General features: G+C 69.0%; 12 protein-coding genes. 3 read left to right on the forward strand and 9 right to left on the reverse strand.

Annotation, left to right across the window (positions count from 1 at the left end):
• Positions 1 to 15: 15 nt before the first annotated feature.
• From ACIBO2_RS55365 to ACIBO2_RS55375, 3 genes are all read right to left on the reverse strand, one after another.
• Entirely contained in the window at positions 16 to 1,197 is a 1,182-nt protein-coding gene (locus ACIBO2_RS55365; protein ID WP_358541130.1) for an ISAs1 family transposase, read from the reverse strand.
• Positions 1,198 to 1,498: 301 nt separating this feature from the next.
• Positions 1,499 to 1,771, reverse strand: coding sequence for a hypothetical protein (locus ACIBO2_RS55370; protein WP_358443838.1), 273 nt, complete (start codon positions 1,769 to 1,771; stop codon positions 1,499 to 1,501).
• 92 nt (positions 1,772 to 1,863) lie between these two features.
• On the reverse strand, positions 1,864 to 2,937 hold the full coding sequence (locus tag ACIBO2_RS55375; protein ID WP_358541422.1) for an ISAs1 family transposase: 1,074 nt from the start codon (positions 2,935 to 2,937) through the stop codon (positions 1,864 to 1,866).
• 435 nt (positions 2,938 to 3,372) lie between these two features.
• Here ACIBO2_RS55375 and ACIBO2_RS55380 point away from each other — a divergent pair, with 435 nt between their 5' ends.
• Positions 3,373 to 4,812, forward strand: a complete 1,440-nt coding sequence (locus ACIBO2_RS55380; protein WP_397305069.1) for a hypothetical protein — start codon at positions 3,373 to 3,375, stop codon at positions 4,810 to 4,812.
• Between the two features lie 39 nt (positions 4,813 to 4,851).
• On the opposite strand, the gene ACIBO2_RS55385 is transcribed toward ACIBO2_RS55380, so the two are convergent.
• From ACIBO2_RS55385 to ACIBO2_RS55405, 5 genes are all read right to left on the reverse strand, one after another.
• Positions 4,852 to 5,457: an energy-coupling factor transporter transmembrane component T family protein gene (locus tag ACIBO2_RS55385; protein WP_397305070.1), complete on the reverse strand. Its 606-nt coding sequence runs from the start codon at positions 5,455 to 5,457 to the stop codon at positions 4,852 to 4,854.
• Positions 5,454 to 6,128 (reverse strand): energy-coupling factor ABC transporter ATP-binding protein, encoded by a 675-nt coding sequence (locus ACIBO2_RS55390; RefSeq protein ID WP_397305071.1) that lies wholly within the window; start codon positions 6,126 to 6,128, stop codon positions 5,454 to 5,456. Before ACIBO2_RS55390 ends, ACIBO2_RS55385 begins: the two co-directional genes overlap by 4 nt.
• 84 nt (positions 6,129 to 6,212) lie before the next feature.
• Positions 6,213 to 7,364: a thiolase family protein gene (locus ACIBO2_RS55395; RefSeq protein ID WP_397305072.1), complete on the reverse strand. Its 1,152-nt coding sequence runs from the start codon at positions 7,362 to 7,364 to the stop codon at positions 6,213 to 6,215.
• Complete coding sequence (locus tag ACIBO2_RS55400; RefSeq protein WP_358541118.1) at positions 7,364 to 8,920, reverse strand: class I adenylate-forming enzyme family protein; 1,557 nt, start codon at positions 8,918 to 8,920, stop codon at positions 7,364 to 7,366. Before ACIBO2_RS55400 ends, ACIBO2_RS55395 begins: the two co-directional genes overlap by 1 nt.
• Positions 8,921 to 8,927: 7 nt before the next feature.
• Complete coding sequence (locus ACIBO2_RS55405) at positions 8,928 to 9,539, reverse strand: biotin transporter BioY (RefSeq protein ID WP_358541115.1); 612 nt, start codon at positions 9,537 to 9,539, stop codon at positions 8,928 to 8,930.
• 240 nt (positions 9,540 to 9,779) lie between these two features.
• On the opposite strand from ACIBO2_RS55405, the gene ACIBO2_RS55410 reads away from it, so the two are divergent.
• Entirely contained in the window at positions 9,780 to 10,724 is a 945-nt protein-coding gene (locus ACIBO2_RS55410) for a pentapeptide repeat-containing protein (protein ID WP_358541112.1), read from the forward strand.
• Between the two features lie 4 nt (positions 10,725 to 10,728).
• On the opposite strand, the gene ACIBO2_RS55415 is transcribed toward ACIBO2_RS55410, so the two are convergent.
• A complete protein-coding gene (locus ACIBO2_RS55415) occupies positions 10,729 to 11,466 on the reverse strand; it encodes an aspartate/glutamate racemase family protein (protein WP_397305073.1) in 738 nt (245 codons plus the stop codon).
• A 189-nt stretch (positions 11,467 to 11,655) separates the two neighbouring features.
• Between ACIBO2_RS55415 and ACIBO2_RS55420 the strand changes: the two genes are divergently transcribed.
• Entirely contained in the window at positions 11,656 to 12,810 is a 1,155-nt protein-coding gene (locus ACIBO2_RS55420) for an RtcB family protein (protein ID WP_358442849.1), read from the forward strand.
• Positions 12,811 to 12,828: the final 18 nt, after the last annotated feature.

Consider the following 12,828-nt stretch of genomic DNA (forward strand, 5'->3'; position numbering starts at 1 on the left):
GGCAAAGTTAGTTGATCATGTGAGTCCGAGGATGGTCAGGGGGCGGGTGGCGTCGCGGGAGAGGTGCCGGATGGCTTGGGCGAGGTTGGTCGCGCCGGTCAGGCGTAGCGCGCCGATGGCGAGGTTGCGCAGGGCGGCCATGTTGCGGGGTGCGTTGCCGGTGCGGGCTTGGGAGTGGTGTTCGCCGTAGGTGACGTCGCGGACGTGGTGGAGCCGGTTTTCGATGCTCCAGTGTCCGCGGATCAGGGCGGCGAGCTGGGCGTGGGTGATGCGTCCTGGTGGGAGGCTGGTGACGGCGTAGATCGTGACGATGGTGGTCTTGCCGGTGCGGTGGTCGGTGCGGCGGCGTTTGACCTGGATCGCCTGGGCGGCGTGGGGGAAGGGCAGCCCGGGGCGGACGGTGCAGATCTTCATGCGGCGGATCTCGCGGCGGCCGTGTCCGGTCTCGTCGGTGCGGTCGTTGAGGATCGCTTCGCGCCAGGGCAGGGCCTTGAGTCGGCGGTGCAAGGTGGGCTGGTTGCCCTTGACGATGAACAGGTGGTGGCCGCCGGCGGCGATGATGTGGCGGGCGTGTTCGTGCTGGGTGTGCAGGGCGTCGGCGGTGATCACCGTGTGGGTGAGGTCGAGTCCGGACAGCAGGGGTGTGAACGCGGGGATCTCGTTGCTGTGGGCTTCGACCTGCCGCTGAGCTACGACGGTCTGAGTGTCGTGGCGGGTGGCGGCCAGCAGGTGCACCGTGGTGTCGGGGGTGCGGCTGCCGCGCAGGGTCTTGCCGTCCACGGCCAGGCCGATGAGCGGGGTTCGGTCCGAGGGTGGGCCGCAGGCGGCGAGTGAGGCCAGGTAGCCGCAGGTGGCAGTGTCGAAGGCGTCGCCGTCCAGCCGGGACGGCAGCCGCCCCAGGGTGCTGGCGGCCAGCTTGGCCGTGCCAGGCAGCCCGGCGCGGGCGCGAAGGTGTGGGTCGTATCCGGCGATGACCCGGGTGATCTTCGCCAGGGAAGTTGCGCCGCCGAGCACGGCGAGCAGGGATAACGCTAGCAGCGGGCCGAGCCGGTAGCGGCGTCCCCGGCGGCTGCGCGGGTCGGGCACCGTGTCCAGCACTTCGGCCAGGGCCGGCAGATCGAGCAGGTCGGTCAGTGGGTCGGTGAGGGAGACGTGCTCCAGGTGGCGGGCGAGCACGTCGATCGGGGATGATGGCACGCGAACGCGGCCCCTGTTCTTGATCGACTGGCGTAGACAACCAACGATCATCAGGGGCCGCGTTTGTCATTCACACCCCGGGGGTGCCCTCAACCACCCGGCCTCGTCGAGCCCGCGTAGGTCCTACCAGCCGAGAACGCTTCGCCCCTGACTGGGTGCCTACCCCGGCACGCCCGACGAGATCCTGATCGCCGGCCCGCTGTCCGAGGTGGCCGGCCACCTCGAACAGGTGCGTGCGCGGGCCCGCGCGCGCAAGGGCTGGACCATGGACACGTACCTGCTGCGGCGGCGCTAGCGCGGCTCAGCCACGGGTGCGGATCCACCAGCCGCGGTTCTCGTGGGTGCCGTCGGCCCATTGGCAGTAGTGCGAACGCCCGTCGAGCTGGTCCCAGAAGCGCCTGCGGTGATCGCAGGCGTCGAACGTGGAGAACGGCCCCTCCTGGGTCCAGTCCGTCGTGGTCGGCGGCGGCGCCGCCTGCGCTGCGGTGGCCGCCAGGGCGGGGGTGGCCGCCAGGGCGGGGGTGACGAGCGCGGCGGCCATCAGCGCACCGGCGGCCAGCTTGGATACTCGCATCGACTCTCCTCGAAGTTGGGAATGCCGCAACCGTAGGAAACGGCGCTTACAGATCGCTCACCGATCGCTTTCAGCCCAGGGTCGAAACGTTCTCATGTTGTAAGACCGAGTAGCTGGAGGCCGTCGGCGGGGTGGCTGCGGTAGTGGTCGGTGGCGGCGGCGATGTTGGTCCAGCCGATCAGGCGGGCCAGGCCGATGGCCAGGTTGCGGAGGCTGGCCATGATCCGGGGTGCGGTGCCGGTGCGGACTTTGGAGACGTCTTCGCGGTAGGTGACGTCGCGGACGTGGTGGAGCCGGTTTTCGATGCTCCAGTGTCCGCGGATCAGGGCGGCGAGCTGGGCGTGGGTGATGCGTCCTGGTGGGAGGCTGGTGACGGCGTAGAGGGTCACGGTCCGCCATTTGCCCTTCTTCAGGTCCCTGACCTGGCGTTTGATCTGCATGGCCTGGAGCGCGTGCGGGAAGAGCAGCCCGGCTTTGACGGTGAGCACCTTCAGCGTGCGGCGCTCCTCGCGGCCGTGCCCGCGGTCGCGTTGGCGGTCGGCGACGGGGACCTGTTTCCATAACAGCCGCTTGAGTTGGGAGAACGTATCCGTCCAGGTCAAGGTCTGCCAGCAGAGGCTGGAAGCGGGTGATCTCGTTCGTTTTGCCGTCCACGTCGGTCTGTGCCAGGACCAGACCGGAGGCGTGGTCGAACGCCGACAGCAGGTGCACTGTCCGGTGCTCGTCCAGGCGGGCGCCGCGCAGCGCTTTGCCATCCACCGCGACCGCCCGGCGTCGGGGTCGCTCATCTGGGGTTTGGGATTTGCTTTGAGGTGGGCACGACTGCGTGCGGCCAGCCAGGCGGTGAAGACGGCGTCCAGGGCGTCGGCGTCGACACGTGCCAGCACGCGGCGAAGCGTCGCCTCGTGCGGCGGTTGGGCAACGCCGGCGATGGGGTCGTGCCGGACTTCCAATGCGGCCTGGACCTGGACAGGGGCATCGGCGATCCATTCGGCGACAGCGGTGAAGGACCGCGCCCCGGCCAGTACGGCAGCTGCCGTGATCGTCAGGAGCGAGGCCAGCGCGTGGCGGACGCCGCGTCGCCGCCGCGGATCGGGAACCTGCCGCAGATGATCGAGCAGGCTGGCGTACTCGGGGGCGGCTACAGGCGCCGAGCCGCAGGTCACGGTCGTCAAGTGGTCCAGGGCAGGGGTGATCGGCAATGATATGGGGGCAGGCACGGTCTTCTCTGATCATTTGGCGTCGAGAACCTCATGATCTCGAAGGTCGTGCCTGTTCGTTTAGCTGATCGCCCGCCCCGCCGCTTCGCCCCGGCTGCACCGCCCTCATGCGCCTGAACTGGACATCACGGCCATCGGTGCCACTTTGCCGGGGCCCTGGCGGTTCTTCTGATGCTCTGATGGCGCCAGAAGCGCTCAGGCCACGCAGGTCCTGCGCTACTTGCATGTCGGTCTTTCACGGGAAGTCCCGCCTCGCGCCTTCGTTATATGCCCATAGGCGAGGATGCATATAGGGTAGCCCTCAAAACGCGATCGTCTCGATTGCATCACTACTCGTCATCCCACGTAGCAGCCTATTCGCATATTGGCGATACTTGCAGCATGGATACAATGGAGCCACTCCCAAGCCTACTAGAACCCGATTGGGAGACGGCCGAAACAATCCTCTACCAAGGGAGAGGGCGCATTATAGAAATGGATGTTCCCTGCGAAGTAACCGTTGATCTACAATGGCTACCTCGCCATGAAGTCCGCCTCCTTCTGTCATCGACCGTAGACACTCCAGTTAATTGGCTACACCTAAACAAGCATAAGCCATTTCATGTCCATCTTGACAACCTAGCTGGACCGAATAACTTGGTCGAAGCTTATCATCGCAAGTCATCTTGGGACAAGGCGACGGCATGGCTTGCGGAAAGAACCCTAACCGGAGACGCAGCCGCTCCCGTTAAATTGGTTTCGGGATCCCTCGTAAACTTCATCGAGGCCAATGGATCTCCCCTCAAAGGGGCAATAGAGGGCGTTGAGTGGGATTGGCTCGGCCGGAACAGATGGGTCGTTGAGGGCTGGGAAATCATTCTCGATGCCCATCCAGGAGCAGGCTCCACCCTCAGGCGCATTCGTGACAATGGAGGATATTCCCGCACACACGCTCTACGCATATCTAAGGTCGACGGGGCGCAGTTCATGGCGGTCGATGCTGAAGCGGCGATGGAAGCAATACATCTCGCGCTTTCATTCCTCGCCGGACGCTTTACCGCTCCCCAATTCGAAGACATCCGAGCAAACGGGGAAAGAGCATGGCAAGAATGGGCTACCCCTAAAGTGGATCAGCTCACCCATGGACATCAAGAGCTGTGGAGTGGACATAGAGGACAGTCGATCGAACTCATGGCCGCCCCTCTCATCAAAGCCTTCCTTAATGCCGCCCGTCGCCCTACTCTGGCGTTTCTCATTCAGGCCCACCTTGGAGCGAATGGTTCTGCTCTATTGGAGCAACGGCTCCTGCTAGCCTTCGCAGCAATAGAGCACTTAGCCTGGATCAGGCTAGTACATGAGCAGGGAAAGAATCCACAGAAGATCGATAGCAAGGGCGCTGAATGGCGAATTCGAAGGATGCTGACAGATTTCCAGATTCCTACGACACCCCCAGCCCACCTACCAACGCTGAAGGCATATGCTGCCACTATAAATATGGATTCCGCAAAAGCGGTGACAGAACTTCGCCATGCTCTAACACATCCCAAAGACCCACACGCCTTGTATGCTCAAGCGGGACTTCTGAGAGAGGCATGGCTGCTGACCTCGCACTGGCTCAGCCTTCTGATCCTTGCGTGGGTTGACTATCGCGGAGAGGTCATCGATACGTCAGATCTTAACCGATGGGGAAGCGATACTATAACGACCCCTGGTGACATAGTCAGAACGTTCTGCCATATACGCGCTGGGCCGTTCACGCTGAGTGGCTTTCACGTTCACTGGCCAGCCGGGGGATTTTCGCTTCCAATCGTTCGGCCTTCGCCAAGAACAGCTTGTTGCTGATCTTCTCACCTATGGACCTGCGGGCCCGTGTGAGCCCCATCAGTCGTCCAGGCCGCGGGCGCTGAGGGCCTCGCCCAGCGCGTCCGCGTGCCGCAGCGCGCTCACCACCAGCGGCACGGCGAAGGCCCGCACGCTCCACTGCACTCCCCTGGCGCGCTGCGCCTCCCGTACGCGGGTCGCCAGGTCGGCCATGACCGGCACGCTGCGGATCGTGAGGGACAGCAGCAACGACAGCCGGAACGGATCCAGCCCCACCCAGCGCGCCGGCGACAGGCAGCGTTCCAGGAACGCCATCATGGCCTCCGTCCGCGTCGTCAGCGTGACCAGCCCGGCCAGGGCGACGGCCAGCACGACCCGGGACACCGAGGTGATCGCCGACGGCAGGTCCGCGAACACCACCTGCACGGCGAACAGCGCCACCGCGAACCAGCGGACCGGCCGCACCTGCGCCCAGGCCGCCGCCGCGCCCACCCCCGAGACGGCGAACAGCACCCCCACCACCAGCGCGGCGACCGCCATCGACACCGGCGCGCGCAGCAGGACGAGCACCGTGCAGCAGGCCGCCAGGCCCGCGAGCTTGGCTCCCGCGGGCAGGCGGTGCAGCGGCGAGCCGCCTGGGACGTAGGCGCCGGTGAGACCGTTCACGACATGAGCTTCCGGTAGTGATCGATGGCCGCCGGCGGCGCGGCGTCGGCCACGATCCGTCCCTCGTCCATCACCAGCAGGCGGTCGAAGTCCGCCAGCAGCGCCAGGTCGTGGCTGATCACGACCACCTGCTGCGGCAGTTCGCGCAGCACGTCGGCGACCAGCCGGGAGTGGCGCAGGTCCAGCAGGGTCGTGGGTTCGTCCATGACGAGGATCTCGGGTTCGAGCACCAGGACCGAGCAGAGGGCGAGCAGCTGTTTCTGGCCGCCGGACAGCTGGTGGGCGGGGTGGTCGGCGTGGCCCGCCAGGCCGTACCTGTCCAGCACGTCCATGACCCGGCGCTGGACCTCCTCGCGCGGCAGCTTGTGCCGGCGCAGGGAGAACGCGACGTCCTCGGCCACGGTCGGCATCACGATCTGCGCGTCCGGGTCGGTGAACAGGAACCCGACGCGCCGCCTGATCCTGGCCGCGTGGCGGCAGGTGTCGTCGCCGAGGACGGTGACGGTGCCGGAAGTCGGCAGGACCAGGCCGTTCAGCAGCCGGGCCAGCGTGCTCTTGCCCGACCCGTTGGCCCCGATCACGCCGACCCGCCGCTCGGGCAGGCGGGCCGTGACGCCGCACAGCACCTCACGCTGCCCGAGCCGGACCCGCACGTCGTCCAGCTCGATCACCCGCACCACCTACGCATCTCACCTTCAACCGGCTTGCTCATCGGCTCACACCACGCACGCACTTGACCCGCTCGCTCATTGGGCTCACATCACCTCGAACAGGGCGGCGACGCCGAGACCGCCCCCGACCGCCGCCGTCGCCAGCCCCAGCGTCCCCGGCGGCGCGCCCGACCGTACGAGCCGTGTGAACAGCCGGGTGACGACGACGGCTCCGGTGGCCCCCCACGGATGGCCGAGCGCCAGCGCGCCGCCGTCGGCGCAGACCCGGTCCCGGTCGGCGCCGAGCGGGTCGAGCCCGAGCGCGTCGGTGACGGCCAGCGTCTGGGCCGCGAACGCCTCCACGATCTCCACCGCCGCGATCTGTTCCATGCTCACTCCGGTACGGCCGAGCAGCCGTCGTACGGCGGGCACCGGGCCCCAGCCGGGCAGGGCGGGATCACAGCCGACGACGGCCCCGCCCCGCAGCCGGAGCCCCGGCAGCCCGGCCCTGGCGCGCAGGCGTTCCGTGGTGAGGGCGGCCACCGCCGCCCCGTCGCTGACCGGCGAGGAGTTCCCGGCCGTCACCGTCCCTCCGGGGACGAACGCCGCGGGCAACCGCGACATCGACTCCGGCCGCAACACCCGGGGCCGCTGATCCTCCGTCCGCCCCTTGACCTCGACGATCTCCGCCGCGAACCGTCCCGCCTCCCGCGCGGCCACCGCCTTGGCGTTGCTCGCGCGCGCGTAGTCGTCCTGGCGGGCCCGATCCACGCCGCGCGCCGCGGCCAGCGCCTCGGCCGCGGCGCCCATGTCCGGGTCCGGGTGGCCGGCCGGGGTGAAGGGCGCCCGCTCGTACGGCACGGCGGGGCTCCCCCGGTGCGCCCGCAGCGGGGCGGTGGATGCGCTCTCGACCCCACCGGCGAGGACCAGTTCCATCTCCTCGCTGGCCACGGCCTGACCCGCCATCAGGATCGCGGCCAGCCCGCTGCCGCACTGCCGATCCACCGTGGCACCGGGAACGGCCTCGCCCAGCCCCGCGCCCAGCGCTGACACGCGGGCCAGGTTCCCGCCCGGACCCATGCAGTTGCCGAGCACCACGTCCTCGATCGGCACGCCGAGGCCGGCGATGTCACCGGCCAGCGCCTCGATGACGGGCGAGGCCAGCATGTCGGCGGTCACCTCCTTGAAGGCGTGCCCGGCGGTCCCGATCGCCGTACGGCGCGCGGCCACGATGACCGGCGCGATGTCCGATCGCATCAGGTGAGCCGCCACAGGTCAGGGTCGCCGCCGGCCAGGCGGGCGGACAGGAGGCCGCGGGCCGGCTTGCCCGCCGAGGTGCGGGGCAGGCTGTCCACCGCGTACCAGCGGCGGGGCCGTTGCGCCGCGGCCAGGCCGCCACGGGCCACGGCCTCGAGCGAGGCCCGCGAGGGCGGGGTCCCGGCGCCCACCTCGACGATCGCCGTGACCACCGCGCCCAGGTCCGGGTGTGGCGAGCCGACCACCACGACGTCGCCCACCCCCCGCACGCTCCTGAGCACCTCTTCGACGTCCTCCGGCACGACCGTGGCGCCGCCGGTCTGGATCGCGCCGTCGCCCCGGCCGCGCAGCCGCAGGACCTCACCCGGCAGGTACGGCTCCGCCACGTCGCCGACGCTCATCCACCCGTCGCCGTCCACCCGCAGCGGGCCCGCCGCGCCCGCCAGATAGCCTTCGGCCAGCCAGGGCGACCGCGCCCACACCTCGCCGAGCGTCTGGCCAGGCAGGGTCCTGACCTGGAGTTCGACGCCCGGAAAAGGGCGCAGCCCCGCGCCGTCGGCGTCGGCGGCCACGAAGGACAGCTCGGTCGCGCCGTAGTAGGACACCACCCGCACGCCGGCGTCCGCCGCCCGCTCCCGCAGCCCGACCGGCAGCGCCGCCCCACCGATCACGACGGTCCGCAGCGGGGCACCCTCTTCCAGCGCGTCCAGTACGGCCGGCAGGCAATGCGGCACCAGGTGGGCCACGGTCGCCCGGCCGAGCTGCTCGCCCAGGGACCCGGGCGACCAGCGGCCCGGCACCAGAGCCGTGGCGCCGACGGCCAGCGCGTGCACGGCCGCGAAGCCGTACAGGGACGAGCCCAAGGGTCCGGGCACCAGGACGACGTCGCCGGGCCCGATCCCGGCCAGCTCGCTCACCCACGGGAACGACGCGGTCCAGGACGCGCGCGTACGGACCACGGCCCGAGGACGGCCGGTGCTCCCGGAGCTGAAACACGCCCAGGCCCGATCGCCGTCCTCCGGCTGCGGCCAAGCCGCCGCGTGAGGAACCAGCGTGCCCGTCTCAACGGATGGCCCCGCACCCGCCTCAGCAGATGGCCGCGTGCGCGCCGCGTGCGGAACCAGCGTGCCCGCCTCAGCGGATGAGCGCCTGCCCGCCTCGGCGGATGGCCATCTGCCTGCCTCGGCGGGTGACAGAACGTCGTTCGCCCCAGCGGGCGGGAGGCTGTCGAGGTGGCGGTCCGCGGGGATCGCGGCCCGTACGCGTTCGTCCCAAGTGGGGTCGCACAAGAGCGGCGTACCCCCCGCCAGGTCCGTCGCCAGTGCGGCGATGAGCTGGTCCACCGGGTCGGCCAGGCTGATCGCGACCAGCGCCCCGTGAGCCAGCCCCAGCCCGGCCAGGCCCGACGCGGTTCCGCCCGACGCGGTCAGGTGCGCCGCGGTGTCACGGATGCGCCGGGCGAGCTCGGCGTAGCTCAGTTCGCCCGCCGGGCCGCACACCGCGAGGCGGTGCGGGTGGGCGGATGCGTGGCGCAATACCTGTGCGGCGACCGGCATGACCGGTTCAGCCCTCCTTGCTGGCGCGGAGCCGTTCGCGATGCACGGCCGGGACCGCGTCAGGGTATGCCCGTTGAGTACCTTTCGTCACAATCGCCGCCAGCACCGCCTTGATCAGGTCGCCGGGCAGGAACAACGTGGCGCTGAGCAGCGCCGTCCGGCCCAGCGGGACGCCGGTGACAGCCGCCTGCACGGGCAGACCGATCAGGTAGATCACCCCGATGCCGCCGACCACACAGGCCACCACCAGCCGGACGATGCCCGGCCGATGGCCGCCGCGTTCGACGATCCAGCCGGTCACGGCCGCGCCGGGCAGCCAGCCGATCAGGTAACCGGCCGACGGCCCCGCGAACACGCCGAGCCCGCCACGCCCGCCGGCCAGCAACGGCAGGCCCACGGCCACCAGCACGAGCAGTACGGCGACGGCCAGGGCGGCCCGCCACGAGCCCAGGATCGTGCCCGCCAGCATGACGCCGAACGTCTGCAGCGTGATCGGGACCGCGTTGCCGAACAGGTTCAGGGTGCCCGGCAGGCCAAGCGCGGCGATCAGCGCCGCGAAGACGCTGATCCGGGCGATGTCGCCGGTGGGGAAACCCTTTCCCCCGGTGAGCCTCGGCATGTCGCCGCCTCCACTTCTCATAGGTGCGCGGAACTTCTCGCAGCCGCGACTTCTCGCAGTCGCGTGGAACTTCTCGTAGTCGCGTGGAACTTCTCGTAGGTGCGGATCCGATCTCACACCACAACGTCCCGGGATACGCATGGAGGGATGCCACAACATTCGCCCGCGAGCCTCGTCACCGCTCAACTTGAGTAGGGGCCTACTCTCGCCAACGGGCGGACCTGAGCGCACGATCCGCTCATGACGTGGTTCCGTTGGCGTCCCGAAGAACGGGCGACCGCTCCATTATCGCGGGCGGAATTCGCCACCCTCCAACCCGTAGAACGCGCTGCGCTGCACCGCGCGGCCCAAGACAGCCGGCGCCAGTTCGTCACCACCCTGCTGCAGATCCCGGCGACCATCGCCGTGCTGGGCGGACTGCTGCTGACGGCGCAGGGTCTGGCGCAGACCGCGAAATCGGTCGAGGCCTCCCGTGAGGAGTTGCTGATCGCCAGGAAGGGCCTCGAAGTCGCGCAGAAGGGCCAGGTCACCGACCGATTCACCAAGGCCGTCGAACAACTCGGCAGCGCGAGCATGGAGGTCCGGATCGGCGCCGCCTACGCTCTCGAGAACATCGGCAGGGATGTCCCCGACTACCGGCAGACGACCGTCGACGTTCTCGCGAGCTATGTTGTGGGAAACGGCCGCACGTCGACCAAGAAGAACTACGGGCAGGCCAGAGATGTTCGGGCCATGCTCACGGTGCTGGGCCGGGTCCGTCCGGCCAACCCGAAGCAGTACTGGATCGACCTGTCACACGCCCGGCTCGGCGACGCCGACCTGAGCGACGCCTACCTGCGGCGAGCCAAGATGTACGGCGTGTTCCTCGCCGGAGCCGCGCTGTTCCGAGCAGATCTGTCCGACAGTGATATGCCCTTCGCCGACCTGTCCGCCGCCTGGCTGACGAACTCCAACCTCTCCCGCGCCAACTTCAACCTCGCCGACCTGACCAAGGCATCCCTGGAGAGGGCCAACCTGACCGACACCGTCTTTCTCACCGCGGACCTGAGGGGCGCCAATCTGACGGACGCCACTTTGACGGGCGCCGATTTCGATAACGCCGACCTGACCGGCGCCATAGGACTGCCCCCCACCGCCCAGCTCAAGAAGATCGTCCAATGGAACCCCCAGACAAAGTGGCCGTGACCGGTCAGCTCCGGGCAGCGGCCAAGCCTCCGCCACGCCAGGTGGGCAGCGGCCGGTGACCGGCCGCGACCTCGTACGCGGCGACGGCCATGAGGCGGGTGGAGTCGAGCGTGGGCAGCGGCGACGCCTCGGGTGTCACCAGGAGCGGGATCTCGGTGCAGACGAGCGCGACGGCGTCACACCCCCGCTCCGCGAGCCGCGAGATGACACGGACGTACTCCCGCCGCGACTCCTCGGTGAACACGCCGTTCACCAGCTCCTCGAAAATGATCTCGTTGATGATCCGCCGGTCGTCCGGCTCCGGCACCTCGGCCGCGATCCCACGCGCGCCGAGCGCCTCCGGGTAGAGCCGGCCATCCATTGTGTACGACGTACCGAGCACGCCGACCTTCCTACGACCGTCGCCAACGGCCTGGTCGGCGACCACCTCGGCGATGTGCAGGCCGGGCAGGGCGAGGTCCTCACCGGGCCGTTCGAGCGCCAGGTGGGCGGTGTTGTCCGGGCAGGCGAAGAAGTCGGCCCCGGCGCGGGCGAGACGCCCGACGCTGACGGCCAGCGTGGCCCTGATCGAGTCGTGGTCGCCCGCGTCCCACGCGGGCATGCTGTAGCCGAAGGCGATGTAATCGAGGGTCACGTCGGGGTGCTCATGCCGGCCCACCCGGCGGAACCCCTCCTGGCAGTAGGTCAGGAAGCACAGGGCCGCCCCTTCGGTGCTGTGGGCGAGGATGCCGAGATGCCGCATAGTGATCACTCCTCCGATGGCGGGAACCTTCGCCCACCACCGCCCAAGGTGCCACAGCCGACCGCCCCGAGCGCGGTTGGCGGAGCTCCGTCCTCTCCGGGTCGCTCGCCGCCCAACAAACCAGTAGCGATCACCGCACTCTCGTCGAATACGCTGCTACGAGATCATCAACCAGAAAGGCAGCCCCTCATGCCGCAGCGGGTAGCACCCGGACTCATCTCTTGGGCGAGCGACATCGAGCCGGACGCCATCGAACAAGCCGCCCGCGCCGCCCGCCTGCCCTTCGTCCCCAGCCACGTCGCGCTGATGCCGGACGCCCACGTCGGGATGGGCGCCACCGTCGGCTCCGTCATCCCGACCCAGGGCGCCATCATCCCCTCGGCCGTGGGCGTGGACATCGGCTGCGGCATGGTCGCCACCGAGACCGACCTGACCGCCGCGGATCTGCCCGACACCCTGGCCGCGCTCATGCCGCTCATCGAGCAGCGCATCCCGGCCGGCGTCGGTCAGGGCCATGACGACCCGTCCACCGATGCCTCACTCAACGCGATCGGCACGCCCGGCACCTCACTGACGGGCAAGCAGGAGCACACGGTCATCGCGCAGTTCGGGACGCTCGGCTCCGGCAACCACTTCGTCGAGGTCTGCCTGGACGAGCGCGACCATGTGTGGACGGTGCTGCACTCCGGCTCGCGCGGCATCGGCAACCAGCTCGCCACCATGCACATCACGCAGGCGAAGAAGCTGATGAAGCAGTGGTTCATCGAGCTGGCCGACCCGGATCTGGCCTACCTCGTGCAGGGCACACCGCAGTTCACCGCCTACATCGAGGACATGCTGTGGGCCCAGCGCTACGCCATGGCCTCACGCGCCCGCATGGCCGAAGTGCTGGTCGCCTCCCTGTTCCAGGTCGTCGGCCACGGTGCCGCGCTGCGCACGATCAACGCCCATCACAACTTCACCCAGATGGAACGCCACCACGGCCGCGACATGTGGATCACCCGGAAGGGTGCGATCAAGGCGGCCAGCGGGGACGAGGGAATCATCCCCGGCTCCATGGGTACCCGCTCCTACATCGTGACCGGCCTGGGCAGCGCCGCTTCCTACAACTCCTGCTCCCATGGTGCGGGACGGCGCATGTCCCGCACCGAGGCGCGTAAGAAGCTCACCGCCGCCTCGCTCGCCGAGGCGATGGGCAGCCGCGTCTGGAACGCCGACCGCGCCGGGGCGCTGGTGGACGAGCATCCGGAAGCGTACAAGTCGATCGACCAGGTCATGGAAGATCAGAAGGACCTCGTCACCGTGCAACACACGCTTCGCCAGATCTTCAACTACAAGGGCTGATCCCGATCCTCGCCACCC

Origin of the sequence: Nonomuraea sp. NPDC050022 (assembly GCF_044460705.1) — a bacterium.
GTDB lineage: Bacteria > Actinomycetota > Actinomycetes > Streptosporangiales > Streptosporangiaceae > Nonomuraea.

Excerpts from the sequence above, each read along its gene's own strand:
- ACIBO2_RS55370 (WP_358443838.1), bottom strand. The coding sequence starts at position 1,771 with ATGCGAGTATCCAAGCTGGCCGCCGGTGCGCTGATGGCCGCCGCGCTC.
- ACIBO2_RS55380 (WP_397305069.1), top strand. The coding sequence starts at position 3,373 with ATGGATACAATGGAGCCACTCCCAAGCCTACTAGAACCCGATTGGGAG.
- ACIBO2_RS55395 (WP_397305072.1), bottom strand. The coding sequence starts at position 7,364 with ATGCGATCGGACATCGCGCCGGTCATCGTGGCCGCGCGCCGTACGGCG.
- ACIBO2_RS55400 (WP_358541118.1), bottom strand. The coding sequence starts at position 8,920 with ATGCCGGTCGCCGCACAGGTATTGCGCCACGCATCCGCCCACCCGCAC.
- ACIBO2_RS55405 (WP_358541115.1), bottom strand. The coding sequence starts at position 9,539 with ATGCCGAGGCTCACCGGGGGAAAGGGTTTCCCCACCGGCGACATCGCC.
- ACIBO2_RS55410 (WP_358541112.1), top strand. The coding sequence starts at position 9,780 with ATGACGTGGTTCCGTTGGCGTCCCGAAGAACGGGCGACCGCTCCATTA.
- ACIBO2_RS55415 (WP_397305073.1), bottom strand. The coding sequence starts at position 11,466 with ATGCGGCATCTCGGCATCCTCGCCCACAGCACCGAAGGGGCGGCCCTG.
- ACIBO2_RS55420 (WP_358442849.1), top strand. The coding sequence starts at position 11,656 with ATGCCGCAGCGGGTAGCACCCGGACTCATCTCTTGGGCGAGCGACATC.